The sequence below is a fragment of the Vibrio sp. THAF190c genome (assembly GCF_009363355.1).
Taxonomy (GTDB): domain Bacteria; phylum Pseudomonadota; class Gammaproteobacteria; order Enterobacterales; family Vibrionaceae; genus Vibrio; species Vibrio fortis_A.
Genome location: NZ_CP045338.1, coordinates 2,131,872 through 2,147,744, shown reverse-complemented (window position 1 = coordinate 2,147,744; position 15,873 = coordinate 2,131,872). Strand labels below are relative to the sequence as shown.

Annotated in this window: 15 protein-coding genes, 1 riboswitch and 1 other annotated feature; of the genes, 10 read left to right on the top strand and 5 right to left on the bottom strand. The window is 44.7% G+C overall.

The annotated features are described in order from the left end of the window. Window positions 1-19: 19 nt before the first annotated feature. Window positions 20-1,324, top strand: coding sequence for an inosine/guanosine kinase (locus FIV04_RS09540; RefSeq protein ID WP_032552096.1), 1,305 nt, complete (start codon window positions 20-22; stop codon window positions 1,322-1,324). A gap of 675 nt (window positions 1,325-1,999) precedes the next feature. Here the strand turns inward: FIV04_RS09540 and FIV04_RS09535 are convergent. Next, complete coding sequence (locus FIV04_RS09535; protein ID WP_032552097.1) at window positions 2,000-2,410, bottom strand: H-NS family nucleoid-associated regulatory protein; 411 nt, start codon at window positions 2,408-2,410, stop codon at window positions 2,000-2,002. A gap of 364 nt (window positions 2,411-2,774) precedes the next feature. Beyond that, a riboswitch (Lysine riboswitch) is annotated at window positions 2,775-2,952 on the top strand. Between the two features lie 115 nt (window positions 2,953-3,067). On the opposite strand from FIV04_RS09535, the gene FIV04_RS09530 reads away from it, so the two are divergent. The 9 genes from FIV04_RS09530 (at window position 3,068) to hisIE (ending at window position 12,274) form a co-directional block, all read left to right on the top strand. Further along, window positions 3,068-4,660: a Na+/H+ antiporter NhaC family protein gene (locus tag FIV04_RS09530; protein ID WP_032552098.1), complete on the top strand. Its 1,593-nt coding sequence runs from the start codon at window positions 3,068-3,070 to the stop codon at window positions 4,658-4,660. A 187-nt stretch (window positions 4,661-4,847) separates the two neighbouring features. Then, window positions 4,848-4,984 (top strand) — a sequence feature (His leader region). Between the two features lie 53 nt (window positions 4,985-5,037). Beyond that, a complete protein-coding gene (gene hisG / locus FIV04_RS09525) occupies window positions 5,038-5,934 on the top strand; it encodes an ATP phosphoribosyltransferase (RefSeq protein ID WP_032552099.1) in 897 nt (298 codons plus the stop codon). Further along, window positions 5,934-7,238, top strand: coding sequence for a histidinol dehydrogenase (gene hisD, locus FIV04_RS09520; protein ID WP_150894109.1), 1,305 nt, complete (start codon window positions 5,934-5,936; stop codon window positions 7,236-7,238). The genes hisG and hisD overlap by 1 nt, the downstream gene beginning before the upstream one ends. A gap of 22 nt (window positions 7,239-7,260) precedes the next feature. Next, window positions 7,261-8,301, top strand: a complete 1,041-nt coding sequence (gene hisC / locus FIV04_RS09515) for a histidinol-phosphate transaminase (protein WP_150868930.1) — start codon at window positions 7,261-7,263, stop codon at window positions 8,299-8,301. Window positions 8,302-8,392: 91 nt separating this feature from the next. Beyond that, complete coding sequence (hisB, locus tag FIV04_RS09510; protein ID WP_032552102.1) at window positions 8,393-9,481, top strand: bifunctional histidinol-phosphatase/imidazoleglycerol-phosphate dehydratase HisB; 1,089 nt, start codon at window positions 8,393-8,395, stop codon at window positions 9,479-9,481. A gap of 9 nt (window positions 9,482-9,490) precedes the next feature. Then, on the top strand, window positions 9,491-10,105 hold the full coding sequence (hisH, locus tag FIV04_RS09505) for an imidazole glycerol phosphate synthase subunit HisH (protein ID WP_152469002.1): 615 nt from the start codon (window positions 9,491-9,493) through the stop codon (window positions 10,103-10,105). A 44-nt stretch (window positions 10,106-10,149) separates the two neighbouring features. Continuing rightward, window positions 10,150-10,887 (top strand): 1-(5-phosphoribosyl)-5-[(5-phosphoribosylamino)methylideneamino]imidazole-4-carboxamide isomerase, encoded by a 738-nt coding sequence (hisA, locus tag FIV04_RS09500; RefSeq protein ID WP_150894116.1) that lies wholly within the window; start codon window positions 10,150-10,152, stop codon window positions 10,885-10,887. Next, entirely contained in the window at window positions 10,869-11,642 is a 774-nt protein-coding gene (gene hisF, locus FIV04_RS09495) for an imidazole glycerol phosphate synthase subunit HisF (protein WP_032552105.1), read from the top strand. The genes hisA and hisF overlap by 19 nt, the downstream gene beginning before the upstream one ends. Beyond that, window positions 11,639-12,274 carry a bifunctional phosphoribosyl-AMP cyclohydrolase/phosphoribosyl-ATP diphosphatase HisIE gene (gene hisIE / locus FIV04_RS09490; RefSeq protein WP_032552106.1) on the top strand — a complete coding sequence of 212 codons (636 nt, stop codon included), beginning with the start codon at window positions 11,639-11,641 and terminating at the stop codon, window positions 12,272-12,274. Before hisF ends, hisIE begins: the two co-directional genes overlap by 4 nt. Before the next feature lie 182 nt (window positions 12,275-12,456). On the opposite strand, the gene FIV04_RS09485 is transcribed toward hisIE, so the two are convergent. From FIV04_RS09485 to FIV04_RS09470, 4 genes are all read right to left on the bottom strand, one after another. Then, the gene (locus FIV04_RS09485; RefSeq protein ID WP_152469001.1) at window positions 12,457-12,966 is read right to left on the bottom strand and encodes a YchJ family protein; all 510 of its coding nucleotides are present in this window, start codon (window positions 12,964-12,966) and stop codon (window positions 12,457-12,459) included. Between the two features lie 100 nt (window positions 12,967-13,066). After that, window positions 13,067-14,284 (bottom strand): EAL and HDOD domain-containing protein, encoded by a 1,218-nt coding sequence (locus tag FIV04_RS09480; protein ID WP_152469000.1) that lies wholly within the window; start codon window positions 14,282-14,284, stop codon window positions 13,067-13,069. Between the two features lie 116 nt (window positions 14,285-14,400). After that, window positions 14,401-15,144, bottom strand: a complete 744-nt coding sequence (gene lpxH, locus FIV04_RS09475; protein WP_152468999.1) for a UDP-2,3-diacylglucosamine diphosphatase — start codon at window positions 15,142-15,144, stop codon at window positions 14,401-14,403. 80 nt (window positions 15,145-15,224) lie between these two features. Then, the gene (locus FIV04_RS09470) at window positions 15,225-15,719 is read right to left on the bottom strand and encodes a peptidylprolyl isomerase (RefSeq protein WP_032552110.1); all 495 of its coding nucleotides are present in this window, start codon (window positions 15,717-15,719) and stop codon (window positions 15,225-15,227) included. Window positions 15,720-15,873 lie beyond the last annotated feature (154 nt).

Here is a 15,873-nt window from a genome sequence, read left to right as displayed (position 1 = left end):
CTTGACTTAGACTAGCCTTATGAAATTTCCTGGACAACGTAAATCAAAGCACTATTTTCCGGTTCATGCTCGTGACCCATTAGTGAGCCAATCTCAGAACAGCAAGAAGATGTCTCGCACTCATATTATTGGTATTGACCAAACTTTGGTGGATATCGAAGCGAAAGTGAGTTCAGAATTAATTGAAAAGTACGGTTTAAGTAAAGGTCATTCTCTAGTTATCAATGACGAAGCTGCAGAGTCTCTATACCAAGAGCTAAAAGAGCAGTGTCTGATTACTAATGAATACGCTGGTGGCACCATTGGTAACACGCTACATAACTACTCAGTGTTAGCGGATGACCGTTCAACACTATTAGGTGTAATGAGCCAAGATATCAAAATCGGCAGCTACGGTTACCGTTACCTATGTAACACATCAAGCAGAATGGATCTGAACCATTTACAAGGGGTAGATGGCGCAATCGGTCGTTGCTTTGCTTTGATCACTGAAGATGGTGAACGCACCTTTGCAATCAGCGAAGGTCAAATGAACCAGCTAAATCCAGACAGCATTCCAGAGAAAATCTTCAAGAGTGCATCTGCATTAGTTCTAACTGCATACCTTGTTCGTTGTAAGCCAGGCGATCCGATGCCTGAAGCGACAATGAAAGCGATTGAGTACGCAAAGAAATACGATGTGCCAGTGGTACTGACTCTAGGTACTAAGTTCGTTATTCAAGACGATCCTGAATTCTGGAAAGACTTCTTAAAGCAGCACGTCACTGTCGTCGCGATGAATGAAGATGAAGCAGAAGCACTAACTGGTGAAAGCGATCCTCTAGCTGCATCAGATAAGACTCTGGATTGGGTAGATTTGGTTTTATGTACAGCAGGTCCTGTTGGTCTATTTATGGCGGGTTACACTGAAGAGGCTGCGAAGCGCGAAACAACACTGCCGTTGCTACCGGGTTCTATTGCCGAGTTCAACCGTTTTGAATTTAGCCGCCCAGCGCATAAAGCGTTGTGTGAATCTCCTATCAAAGTTTACTCGCATATTGCCCCTTACATGGGCGGCCCTGAGAAAATTAAGAACACTAACGGCGCGGGTGATGCTGCGTTATCTGCGTTGCTACATGATATGGCTGCAAATAAGTACCATAAAGAGAATGTGCCGAATTCAAGTAAGCATCAGCACTCATTTTTAACTTACTCTTCGTTCTCACAAGTATGTAAATATTCAAACCGTGCAAGCTACGAAGTATTAGTTCAGCACTCACCACGTTTATCTCGCGGTCTTCCTGAACGCGAAGACAGCTTAGAAGAAGCATACTGGGAACGTTAATCGCTCACTATTGAAAAGCTGAATTGTCTAAAAACCTCAAACCTAGTTTGAGGTTTTTTTATTTCTATTAATATTTGATAGGTACATTCAGTTTTCGAATAGTCGGTAGTCAAGTAAGTAATAGTAAGGGAGTTTCATCGTAATTTATTTACGTAACACCTTGCCAAAAGGCACTTGATAAGAGTGTCTCATTATATGGCATGTATAATGTCTCGATGATTATCATGTGCGTGTATATACATAATAATAATGAGACAATTACGCAATAGCGTGGGTTATTGACGCGCTTATTATTCAATATGTTCCCAAATGGAACAGCCGTCACAGGTATATATACTTTAGTATAACGATCGACAAGTTTTAGAGTTTGAGATAATTAATCGGGTTATCGTGAGTCTGCGGATTTTCAGCTTAGCACTACCACAAAATGTCGTGGTTATCTTTCTATTGAACGGCGTGGCATTACAATATTGTAAAGCGTTTAGGGAGTTGATTCGACTGAGGTACCTGATGACCACAATAGGTGGATGTTATCTATTAAGGACTAGTAGCATGAAGTAAGGGCAGAAGTGTAGATGCTCATTTTAAGATTGGTAAGAGACAAGCAGTTTTGCTCAGATAAAAATAAAGGCCTATCGAAATAGGCCTTTATTATATGAATTTGATTGCTAACTATTAGATAGCGAAATCTTCTAGAGATTTACCAGCATCAAGCTGTTGTTGGATTGCTGAAGGTGTACGACCTTGACCAGTCCAAGTCTTCTCTTCGCCGTTTGCATCAACGTATTTGTATTTAGCAGGACGTGGTGCACGCTTAGATTTAGTGCCTTTTGCTTTTGACTCACCAGAAAGAGCAGCAATTAGATCAGCAACGTCAATGCCGTCTTTAGCGATTTGATCTGCGATTGCAGCTAGTTTTGCTTCTTGTTCTGCACGAGCAGCACGTTCTTCAGCTTCAGCTTCTTGACGCTCTTGTACAACAATAGTCAGTTTATCTAGTGCTTCTTCTAGTTGCTCAAGAGTTAATTCACGTGAGAATGCACGAAGGCTACGGATATTTAATAGAGTTTTTGTTAATTCAGACATGATATTTCCCATCAAGATAAATTAATTAATCCTCCTAATAATAAACAGAGGTATTAAAGAAAACAAACAGTATTTTTTATTAAAACTTAATTAAATATTGAAAAAGAGGGGAACTTTCAGAAAAACCGATGGAGTCCCAAGTTTAAGATATAATAATTCTAATACTACTCTATAAATGTGATATGTGACTGATGGAGTAGGTGTGGCGATGTTGTGAGCACCTTGATTACTTTACTAACAAAAAAGTTAGTTTTCTCGGAATGATATGTTGCATTGTTGCTTTTGTTGAGTACAATTGCGGCTACCTGATGCGGTGCGCTGGTTAAATTGTTGTTAAAATGAACTAACAATAGTTAAAAGTGTTATCGCACGTAGAGGTGCAATTGCAAAGAGTAACTCTCATTGGGGTGATGCCAATGAATGGGAGCAAAAGGTGTAATTGCCGAAGTAAATTGTATATCTAAGCAATTTGCTGGGGTTGTGCTAAATAGGTACAACACTGCCATAGTCTTAATTTTAAACTATGGAGCGCTACTGTAGGGTTGGGTGAAGTGTTCACTTCCCTTTCGCTTAGTTCAACATGAACTTGGTCGTCTGTACCGAGTTTGTCTGCAGTAGATCTCTAGCCAAATAAAAATAAACTGGTTTTTGAAGATCATGAATTTAATAGATTTTGCAACATCGCCTTTATCATTGCTCCCGCCACTGGTGGCATTGAGCCTTGCTATTGTGACTCGTCGTGTTTTAGTTTCTCTTGGTGTCGGTATTGTAATGGGCGCTATTCTACTGGCTGATTATTCAGTTGGTAATGCCGCGAGCTATGTTGCTACTAAGGTATCGGGTGTTTTCATTGAAGACGGCGGTATTAACACTTGGAACATGAGTATTGTCGGGTTCCTTCTTCTTTTGGGTATGATGACGGCGTTGCTAACGCTATCTGGTGGTACTCGTGCGTTTGCTGAATGGGCACAGTCTCGTGTTAAGAGCAAACGTGGTTCTAAACTATTAGCTGCATTCTTGGGTGTATTCATCTTTGTTGATGATTACTTCAACAGCCTAGCCGTTGGTGCGATCTCTCGTCCTGTAACAGACCGTTTCTATGTATCTCGCGCTAAGCTTGCTTATATCTTAGATTCAACTGCTGCTCCAATGTGTGTGATCATGCCAGCATCAAGCTGGGGTGCGTACATCATGACTATCATCGGTGGCATTCTTGTGACTCATGGTATGACTGAGTACTCGGCACTAGGCGCATACATCCGTCTTATCCCAATGAACTTCTACGCAGTGTTTGCACTACTCATGGTATTTGCAGTGGCGTGGTTTGGTCTTGATGTAGGCAAAATGCGTGACCACGAAATTGAAGCATCTCAAGGCCGTGGTTTTGAAGGCGACAATGACAGCCAACAAGCTCACGACCTAAATGAAGAGCTAGACATTGAAGAGAGCCAAAACGGTTCAGTGTCTGATCTAATTATGCCTATCGTATCGCTTATCGTGGCGACAGTAGCAGCGATGCTATACACCGGTGGCGCGGCACTGGCTGCTGACGGCCAAGCGTTCAACTTACTTGGTGCGTTTGAAAACACAGATGTAGGTAAGTCTCTTGTTTACGGTGGTATCTTAGGTCTACTTGTTGCTCTAGCAACCGTGTTTAAGCAAAAACTGCCTATGGCGGAAATCGTTCGTACTATGTGGATCGGTGCTCGCTCAATGTTTGGCGCAATCCTGATCCTTGTATTCGCATGGACAATCGGTTCAGTTATTGGCGACATGAAAACAGGTACTTACCTATCTTCGCTAGCAACGGGCAACATTGATTACCACTGGCTACCAGTGATTCTATTCCTACTTGCTGGTCTGATGGCATTCTCTACTGGTACATCATGGGGTACCTTCGGCATCATGCTACCAATCGCGGGTGACATGGCTGGCGCGACAGACCTTGCACTTATGCTGCCGATGTTGAGTGCGGTACTAGCAGGCTCTGTATTTGGTGACCACTGTTCTCCAATCTCAGATACAACCATTCTGTCTTCAACCGGTGCACGTTGTAACCACATCGACCACGTAGCTACGCAGCTTCCTTACGCGCTGTCTGTGGCTCTAGTATCATGTGTAGGCTTCATCGTTCTGGGTATGACAGCTTCTGTAGCGCTTTCGTTCTCAGCAGCAGCGCTAACATTTGTTGGTGTGTGTTTTGCACTGGGTTACTTCTCGCGTTGCAAAATGGCAACTTGCAAGAGCTAATCAGTGAAATAACCACATTTAAGAGGGAGGCTACGGCTTCCCTTTTTTATTGGCGTTAAATTAATTTTAAAAATCGTGAAAAAAGTTCGAATAAATGGTTGAAAAAGACCACCACCTTAGTTAGTGTGGAGATAAGACAGCAAACAACATAAGAGCTGATAAGTATGCGTAAATTAGTAATGAACATTCATCACCATCATCACCCTATCTAGTCTTTCGGGGAGATATACGCGTACCCGGGAGCAAGATTACTCCCGGAGGTTAAGTCAAAAGAATTTAGATTTAAACCCTCGGGATGACAGAGTCTTCCGAGGGTTTTTTAGTTTTAGCGCTTTAAATTAATTAATAAATTCAAATATTTGCACAGGGATACAGCAATGCAGACACAACGCCTAAGAATCGCAATTCAAAAGAAAGGTCGCCTAAGTAAAGAGTGCCAAGACCTACTAAAAAAATGTGGTGTTAAATTCAACATCATGGGTGAGCGCCTAGTTGTACATTCACTAAATATGCCAATCGACCTATTACTGGTTCGTGATGATGACATCCCAGGTTTGATCATGGACGGTGTCGTTGACCTTGGTTTCATTGGTGAAAATGAACTGGAAGAAGTTCGCCTAGATCGCCTTGCTCTTAAAGAGCCTGCAGAGTTCCAAACACTACGTCGTCTAGATTTCGGTGGTTGCCGTTTATCTATCGCAATCAATAAAGACGAAGAGTACAACGGACCGCAAGACCTAGCGGGCAAGCGTATCGCAACCACTTACCCTCAACTTCTAAAAGCTTACATGGACGAGCAAGGTGTTGATTTCAGCACTTGTATGCTAACTGGCTCTGTAGAAGTGGCTCCTCGTGCTGGACTTGCAGATGCGATTGCTGATTTAGTTTCTACAGGCGCAACACTGGAAGCAAACGGTCTAAAAGAAGCTGAAATCATCTTCCAATCTAAAGCGACACTGATTCAACGTACTGGCGAATTTGACGCAGATAAGACAGCATTGATTGAAAAGCTACTAACACGTATGCAAGGCGTACAACAGGCGAAAGAATCTAAGTACATCATGCTACACGCTCCAACTGCTCAGCTTGAACAGATCAAAGCATTGCTACCTGGTGCTGAAGATCCAACGGTTCTTCCTCTTTCAACGGACAAAGACAAAGTTGCAGTTCACCTAGTAAGTACAGAGAACTTGTTCTGGGAAACGATGGAACAACTGAAAGAGCTAGGTGCGAGTTCAATCCTAGTATTACCAATCGAAAAAATGATGGGGTAATCCGCATGAGAACCGTTGTTTGGCAATCTTTAAGTGAATCTCAGCAAGATTCTGTACTAGAGCGTCCCGCGATTAGTGAGGGCGCAAACATCACCGCGGCTGTTTCTGAGGTTATCGCCAAAGTGCGAAGTGAAGGCGACGCTGCACTGACTGAACTGACCGAAAAGTTTGACCGAGTAACGCCAAAGTCTATCCGCGTTTCGGCGGACGAGATTGAAGAAGCAAGTGCTCGTCTAACAGCAGAAATGAAGCAAGCACTAGAGCAAGCTTACAGCAACATTGCTAAGTTTCACGAAGCGCAAAAACCGCAACCTATTAAGGTCGAGACTCAACCTGGGGTCGTATGTGAGCAGGTGACTCGCGCTATCAATACGGTTGGTCTTTACATTCCGGGTGGTAGTGCTCCGCTTCCTTCAACGGTTCTAATGCTTGGTGTTCCGGCTCAGATTGCCGGTTGTCGTAAAGTGGTGCTTTGTTCACCACCACCGATTGCAGATGAGATTCTATACGTCGCTAAGCTTTGTAAAATTGATGAAGTATACAATGTAGGTGGCGGTCAGGCTGTTGCTGCTATGGCTTACGGCACTGAGACGGTATCAAAGGTAGATAAGATCTTTGGCCCTGGAAACGCTTATGTTACCGAGGCAAAGCGTCAAGTGAGCAACGACTTCCGTGGCGCGGCGATTGATATGCCTGCGGGTCCTTCTGAAGTACTTGTTATCGCAGACGAAACAGCAGATGCCGACTTCATTGCTGCGGACTTGTTGAGCCAAGCTGAACACGGCCCTGACTCTCAAGTGGTATTAGTAACGCCATCACCAGTGATTGCAGACCAAGTAACGGAAGCGGTTCAGAAGCAACTCAAAGAATTGTCTCGTGCAGATATCGCGCAACAAGCGTTGGCATCGAGCTTAATCATCATTGCAGAATCGATTACGCAAGCGGTCGCTATCTCTAACTTCTATGGCCCTGAGCACTTGATCGTACAAACTAAGAGCCCACGCGAACTTCTACCTCTACTTGATAATGCAGGTTCAATCTTCTTAGGTGACTGGTCACCCGAGTCAGCAGGTGATTACGCATCGGGTACCAACCACGTTCTTCCAACTTATGGTTATACCAAAACCTACTCTAGCTTAGGTTTGGCGGATTTCTCTAAGAGAATGACAGTTCAAGAGCTATCAGCAGATGGCTTGAAAGGTCTTGCGCCAACGGTTGTTACCATGGCAGAAGCAGAAGGTCTTGATGCACACAAACGTGCTGTAACCATCCGAGTTGAAAAACTCAATCGCGCCGAAGCATAGAATTAAAGAGAGTAAGTTGTTCATGGAAAAGCTAGCAAGAAAACAAGTTCAAGCCTTAACTCCTTATTTGTCGGCAAGACGAATCGGTGGTTCAGGTGACGTATGGCTTAATGCCAATGAATCTCCATTTGATAATGAATACACGCTGAATCTTGCGCGTCTAAATCGTTATAGTGAGTGTCAACCGAAAGAGATGATTGAGGCGTACGCTCAATACGCGGGTGTTAAAGCTGAACAGACCATCACAACTCGTGGTGCGGACGAAGGTATTGAGCTACTGATTCGCGCTTTCTGTGAGCCGGGTGAAGATGCAATCCTTTACTGTCCACCGACCTATGGAATGTACGCGATTAGCGCGGAAACTATCGGTGTCGAGCGTAAGGTTGTTCCGCTGACTTCTGACTGGCAGCTCGATCTCGATGCGATCGAAGCGCAGCTTGATAACGTTAAAGTCGTATTTGTATGTAGCCCAAACAACCCGACGGGTAACCTTGTTGAGCGTAAAGACATCATTAAGTTGTTGGAAATGACGCAAGACAAAGCGATTGTAGTGATGGATGAAGCGTACATCGACTTCTGTCCAGAAGCCTCGACGGTGGATCTTTTGGATCAGTATCCAAACCTTGCGATCTTAAGAACACTTTCTAAGGCGTTTGCTTTGGCTGGTTTGCGCTGCGGCTTCACGTTGGCGAACAAAGAGTTGATTGATGTGCTTCTTAAAGTTATCGCACCTTACCCAGTACCAGTTCCAGTAGCGGAGATCGCCACTCAAGCGCTGTCTCAAGAAGGGCTAGCTCGTGCGAAGTTCCAAGTGCTTGACCTTAACGCAAACCGTGCTTACCTACAGGCAGGTTTAATGGGGATGCCACAACTGACGGTGTTCGATGGTTGGGGTAACTACTTGCTCGTTAAATTCCCTGATGGTGATGCTCTGTTTAAAGCGGCGTGGGACAACGGCATCATTTTACGTAATTCGCCGATTGAAGATTGTGTTCGTATCAGCGTTGGTAATCGAGAAGAGTGCGAAAAGACACTTGGTTTTATTCGAAATTTTTACCAATAGAAGCGGCGATTGATTACGCGACGTAAACAGATTGATTTGGCTTAGATGCTATTGTCTGAGCCACAAGATTTAAAGTTAAAAGGAAGTTCCAGTGAGTAAACAACAGAAAATTCTATTTATTGACCGTGACGGCACTCTGATCGTTGAGCCGCCTGTCGATTTTCAAGTTGACCGCCTAGACAAGCTTAAGTTTGAGCCGTTAGTGATTCCTAGTTTGCTTGCGCTGCAAGATGCTGGTTATCGTCTAGTGATGGTTACTAACCAAGATGGGCTTGGCACGGATAGCTACCCTCAAGAAGACTTCGATGCGCCACACAACATGATGATGGAGTTTTTTGAATCTCAAGGTGTGAAGTTTGACGATGTATTGATTTGTCCTCACTTTGACGAAGACAACTGCTCTTGCCGCAAACCAAAACTGGGTTTGGTGAAAGAGTACCTGCAAGCGGGTAAAGTCGATTTCCAGAATTCTGTTGTGATTGGCGACCGTGTTACTGACCTGCAGTTGGCCGAGAACATGGCTATTCGTGGCATTCAGTACAACCCAGATCCAAATGCAGAAGGCATGATGAACTGGCCGCAAATCCTAAAAGATTTAACTGTAAAAGCCCGCGTTGCAGAAGTGGTTCGTACTACCAAAGAGACTGACATCAAGGTTGCTGTAAATCTTGATGAAACAGGCGGTAATAAGATTGATACAGGGATGGGTTTCTTCGACCACATGCTGGATCAAATCGCGACACACGGCGGCTTCCAAATGAACCTGTCGGTGAAAGGCGACCTGCACATCGATGATCACCACACGGTAGAAGACACAGCACTTGCTCTTGGCCAAGCACTAAAAGATGCGCTGGGCGACAAGCGTGGCATCGGTCGATTTGGCTTTAGTCTGCCAATGGATGAGTGTCTGGCACAGTGTGCGTTAGACCTATCTGGTCGTCCGTACTTAAAGTTCGATGCGAAGTTCAGCCGTGAGCAAGTTGGCGATCTTTCTACTGAGATGGTGGTTCACTTTTTCCGCTCACTAACCGACACGTTAGCGTGTACGCTGCACCTATCTTCAGCAGGTGATAACGATCACCACATCATTGAGAGTTTGTTTAAAGCATTCGGTCGCACTCTACGCCAAGCTATTAAAGTTGAAGGTAACGAGTTACCAAGTAGCAAAGGCGTACTGTAAGGAATGAACATGAAAGAGCAGAAAGTCGTCATCATCGATACGGGCTGTGCCAATGTTTCGTCGGTAAAGTTTGCCATTGAACGCCTTGGTTATGCTGTTGAGATCTCGAAAGATCCTGCTGTCGTTCTGGCTGCAGACAAACTGTTTTTGCCGGGCGTGGGCACCGCAAGTGAAGCGATGAAAAACCTTGCTGAGCGTGATCTAATTTCACTGGTTAAACAGGTTGAGAAACCACTGCTAGGTATCTGTTTGGGTATGCAACTGCTAGGTAAACTTTCACAAGAGAAAGGCCAGAAAGCCGATGAGTTAGTCGAATGTTTGGGTCTATGTGACGGTGAAGTTCGCCTAATGGACACTGGTGATTTGCCGCTTCCTCACATGGGTTGGAATACCGTAAAATCAACGCCGGAACATCCACTGTTTAAAGACATCGAAGAGGGGGAGTACTTCTACTTCGTACACAGTTTCGCGATGCCGGTTGGTGACTACACCATCGCACAGTGTGAATATGGAAAACCATTTACCGCAGCGGTTCAAAGCGGTAACTACTACGGTGTTCAGTTCCACCCGGAGCGTTCTTCCAAAGCAGGCTCTAAACTGATTCAGAATTTCTTGGAATTGTAATAAAGGATTAGGCAGTGGCTAACGCTGCCATAAAAGGAATGTAAATGATTATTCCCGCATTAGATTTAATTGAAGGCCAAGTTGTTCGCTTATTCCAAGGCGACTACGGCCAAGTAACAGAATACAAAGTTGATCCAGCAGAACAGTTCAATCTGTATCACCAAGCGGGTGCTAACTGGCTCCACCTTGTTGATCTTACCGGCGCTAAAGACACAACAGCGCGCCAACTTGACCTGATTGCTAAGTTGCTGGCTAGCACACCGGCCAACATCCAGATTGGCGGTGGTGTTCGCAATGAGCAAGACGTTATCGACCTACTGGAAGCTGGTGCTCAACGCGTTGTTGTTGGTTCAACGGCAGTAAAACAGCCTGAACTTGTTAAAGGCTGGATGGAAAAGTATGGTGCCGAAAAAATCGTACTTGCTTTGGATATCAACATTGATGAAAACGGCACTCGTAAAGTAGCGATTTCAGGTTGGCAAGAAGATTCAGGTGTGACGATTGAAGCACTGATTGAAGACTACCTGACGGTCGGCCTAAAACACGTTCTGTGTACTGACATCTCACGTGACGGTACGTTAGAAGGATCAAACGTTGAGCTTTACGTTGATCTTTGTAAGCAGTATCCACAGGTTCAGTTCCAATCATCAGGTGGTATTGGCAGTCTAGCTGATATCGAAGCTCTTAAAGGCAGTGGAGTAGCCGGCGTCATTGTTGGCCGCGCACTTCTTGATGGCAAGTTCACCGCAGAGGAGGCGTTTGCATGCTGGCAAAGCGAATAATTCCTTGTTTAGACGTTCGTGATGGACAAGTAGTAAAAGGCGTTCAGTTCCGCAACCACGAGATCATTGGTGACATTGTCCCTCTAGCACAGCGTTATGCGGAAGAAGGCGCAGATGAACTGGTTTTTTACGATATCACCGCATCGAGTGATGGCCGTGTCGTCGATAAAAGTTGGGTAAAGCGTGTTGCAGAAGTGATTGATATTCCTTTCTGTGTTGCTGGTGGTATTAAATCGGCTGAAGATGCAGCACGCATTCTTGAGTTTGGTGCAGACAAAGTATCGATTAACTCACCTGCACTGGCTAACCCACAACTCATCACTGATTTAGCGGATAAGTTTGGTGTTCAATGTATCGTTGTAGGTATCGACTCTTACTACGATAAAGAGACGGGGAAGTACCAGGTTTATCAATTTACCGGCGACGAAGCACGTACTAAGGCGACTCAATGGGAAACCAAAGATTGGGTTCAGGAAGTGCAGAAGCGTGGCGCAGGTGAAATCGTACTAAACATGATGAACCAAGATGGTGTGCGCAACGGTTACGACCTAGAGCAGCTGAATATGGTTCGTGAAGTGTGTAAGGTACCGCTGATTGCGTCTGGTGGCGCAGGTGCCATGGAGCACTTTGCAGAAGCGTACAACAAAACAAACGTGGACGGAGCTCTTGCAGCTTCTGTATTCCATAAACAAGTCATCAATATTGGTGAACTGAAGCAATATCTAAAACAACAAGGTGTAGAGGTGCGTCTATGAGTTTCGCAGCGACAGAAGTAAATACGCTGGCTGAACGTATCAATTGGGATAAGGTGGACGGTCTCGTTCCTGCAATCGTGCAAGATTTTCAGTCAAGCCAAGTACTAATGATGGGCTACATGAACCAAGACGCCCTGGCTAAAACGGGTGAAACGGGTCAAGTTACCTTCTTCTCACGCACTAAAGAGCGTCTGTGGACTAAAGGCGAGACGTCAGGCAATGTTCTGCAACTGGTGAACATGTCATTGGATTGTGACAACGATACCCTGCTGGTAAAAGTGAACCCAATCGGTCCAACTTGTCACCTTGGGAACACCACCTGCTGGGATGTGGATCCGCAAGAAGAGACACAGATGGTGTGGCTTCATCAACTTGAGCAGCTACTGGCTGCCCGCAAGGACGCAGACCCTGACTCTTCTTACACTGCCAGCCTATATGCCCGTGGCACCAAGCGTATTTCGCAAAAAGTGGGCGAAGAAGGCGTTGAAGTCGCGCTTGCGGCGACGTCGGGCGATAAGGCGGAGTTAGTTTGTGAATCTGCGGATTTGATTTACCACCTAATGGTTCTGCTTCAAGACCAAGGCCTATCGATGAACGATGTGGTGAATAAGCTAAAAGAGCGCCACAAGTAAGCTCTTATTAGATTTATTTAACCCAATAAAAGATAGTAAAAAGCCCCGTAAGCAACTATGTTTACGGGGCTTTTTTAGCGTTCTATCCTGTGTATCTCTCTCACCTTTAGGCCTCGTCATTCCGAGGAGCCTAAGCGACATCAGGAATCTCTTCTTCTAATCTGACTTCCTTTACGTACGAGTTAGCCACAGCACTTCTTGTATTTCTTCCCACTTCCACAGATACACGGATCATTACGACCGATCTTAAAGCTTTCTACGGTTTGGTTGAGGCGAGGGTCGACCGCCGGCTCAGGTTGGCTCTGTTCTGGAAACTCCCCATCGATATAGAACCAAAGGCCATTTTCTCGTACGAAGCGCGAGCGTTCTTGCATGCAATACTGCGCGCCTTCTTCATTGAAATAGGCTTTGAACTCAACGAAACCTTCATCGATATTAGTTCCAGGTTGCGCATTGACTACTTCAAGTCCTGCCCAATCGCTGTCAATAGATTCGGCAATACCTTCACGCTGCGCCTCAGCATTGCAGCTAGGGTGATAGGTATTAACTACATAATCCACCAGGCCGAGTACATGAGCGCTGTATCGCGAACGCATCAGCTGTTCTGGAGTTGTAACGTTATGATGGTCTTTATGCGCAACTTCACAGCACATAGCGTAGCTCTGTTTGCTACCGCAAGGGCATTGAGACATTTATCTTATCCTATAAAAATGGCCTCAATTAGGAGGCCATTAATGTTGTCTGAATGAACATTGTCGCAAGTCTAACAAAACTCAAGGTGGTGATACACACTTATGTCGTTACTGGTGAGAGTAGCTCTTGTGCCCAGTTAGTTGCTTCGTCATAGGTTTGACCTAATTGAGCTTCTGTTAGCTTCAATAGGTTTCGGATACGTGTCGCTTCGTCCCAGCGAGCTTGCTCATAAGCAACAACCATAGCGAGTACCGCGCCAAGTACGCCTTTGCGGTTTACTAAGGCCTGCTTGATCTCTTCGTCGATTGGCACTGCGTTCAGTACTTCTTGCAGCGGCTGATCGAGTAGGGAGTCTAGAAGCGAGAACATGCCTGTTAGGAAGGCTTGTCCAGGTTCTTCTTTAACGCGCATCTTTTCGATCAGCAGCTCGCATTGTCGAGCTCGAATTACGGCTAGACCGTATAGGGAATCAGGCTTATCTTCTTTAGCTGATGCAATCGCGACTAATGAGACGAACTTACGCAGTTTTTGTTCACCCAAATACACTAGTGCTTGTCGGAAGGAGCGAATGGTCGTGGTCGCACCGCCAGCAGAGTTTACGTAGGTCAATAACTTATAAGATAAGGTCACATCCAAGGTGATCAGTCGCTCGACCTCATTGAAGTCGATCGGCTCGTTGGCGATCTCTTTGCATAATTGAATCGTGGTCAAAAATGCAGGGTTCAACGCGCGCGTTTGAATCATTTCAGGCTTGCTAAAGAAATAACCTTGGAAATAACTGAAACCAGCCGATTTTGCTTGCTCATACTCTTCGTGTGTTTCGACTTTTTCAGCAAGGAATTTAATGTCGAGATCACGCATCGTGCTCATGAACATTGAAGCCTTCGCGATCGGCACAAGTCGGATATCAAATTTAATGATCGAGACGTAAGGGAGGAAGCGTTTCCAAGCTTTACTTGGTACAAAGTCATCCAGGGCGATGGTGTAGCCCGCGTCGTAGATGGTCTTGATAGCCTCTAGCAGCTCATCAGTCGGTTCACAGTCTTCAAGTATCTCAACGACCAAGCTCTCTTTCGGGAAAAGCGTTGGTACAAGGTTAATTAAGCTGGCATATGGGAAATTAACAAAACCGAGCTTGTCTCCTAACGTATTATAGTGAGTAGACAAGAAATGGTCTGACAGTAAGCGACTGGTAGCAAGCTCAGGTTCGACTTCTGGAAACGTATTCTTAGGACCGTCTCTAAAAAGTAACTCGTAACCTAAGGTTTTTTTATCAATATCAAGTATTGGCTGGCGTGCTACGTATGAATATTTCACTTAGTATTGCGTTCGGTTTAGTTTTAATAGACTGATGATAGCTAATTCTGAGGAAATTACCATATACAATCATTGAAAGTCTGACGCATCATAATAATCCGTATGAAACGGCGGATTTAGTTATGAAATCGGTTGCTAAACTTTCTCGATTGCAGCTCAAATCCGTCTGGTGTCACGACCAAAACAGAACCTTGAGTATACCAATCACCAAGCACTACTCGGGTTTGTTCTTGATTTTCGGCATTGGTAAAACGATGAACATTTGGTCGATGAGTGTGGCCGTGAATCATCAGGTCGACCTGATTATCTTTCATCACTTTCTCGACTTCAGATTGGGAGACATCCATGATGTCGAGCGACTTTGTCTGTTTATCGTCTTTAATATCAGATTGCACTTTGGAAACAATCTTCTTCTTAATGAAGAAAGGAATTCGATTGAATACCCATTGTAGCCATGGCTGGTGGACTTTTTCCCTGAATGCAAGGTACTTAACATCCTCAGTGCAAAGTGTATCTCCATGGAGAACCACCGCCTTCTGCCCATAGACGTCGATCACTTCCACTTCGTCGAGAAGCTTTACACCCGTTTGCTTGGCGAATCGCTTGCCAACCAAGAAATCGCGATTACCTTGGGTAAAGTAGCAAGGAACACCTTGAGCAACTAAGTCGATAAATGTCTGGCGAATTGATTTTGCAAAGTCACTAGTGTCATCATCTCCAATCCAAAACTCAAAAAGGTCACCTAATACATAGAGTGCATCGGCTTCGACGGCTTCATTCTTCATGAATGTATAAAAGCACTCGGTAATGTCTGGTCGAGAAGGGGTGAGGTGCAGGTCTGAGATAAAATATGTTTTCATACAGTTTTAAAAAAAGGGAGCGAGTGCTCCCTTGTCCTAATTATTGATGTATCAATGGTGAATACGAATCGAAGGCTAGATTAAGCTTCGATTGTTGTACCAGTGATGATCACTTCTTCTAGTGGTACGTCTTGGTGCATACCCATAGAGCCAGTGCTAACACCTTTAATTTGGTTTACTACGTCCATGCCTTCAACTACTTCAGCGAATACACAGTAACCCCAACCGTCTAGGCTTTCGCTACGGAAATCTAGGAATTTGTTGTCGTTAACGTTGATGAAGAACTGAGAGCTTGCAGAGTGCGGTTCCATTGTACGAGCCATTGCTAGCGTGCCTACTTTGTTGCTTAGGCCGTTGTTTGCTTCGTTTTTGATAGTCGCGCGAGTTGCTTTTTCTTTAAGGCCAGAAGTCATGCCACCGCCTTGAATCATGAAACCATCGATAACACGGTGGAATAGTGTGTTGTCGTAGAAACCGTCACGGCAATACTGTAGGAAGTTTGCGCTTGTTTCTGGTGCTTTTTCTTCGTTTAGTTGAACTTTGATGTCACCAAAATTTGTGTGAAGGATGATCATGATTGTTACCTTACTGTCTTTTTTAATATGAAAGGCGATTCTAGCCTAGTTTGATTGAGTTTCAAAATACGAAATCGTCAATAGATAACAAGGAGTTTAGCCGATTTGGCGGCGAAAGGTATTACCTAATAACTAATGACTTGTTATACTGCGA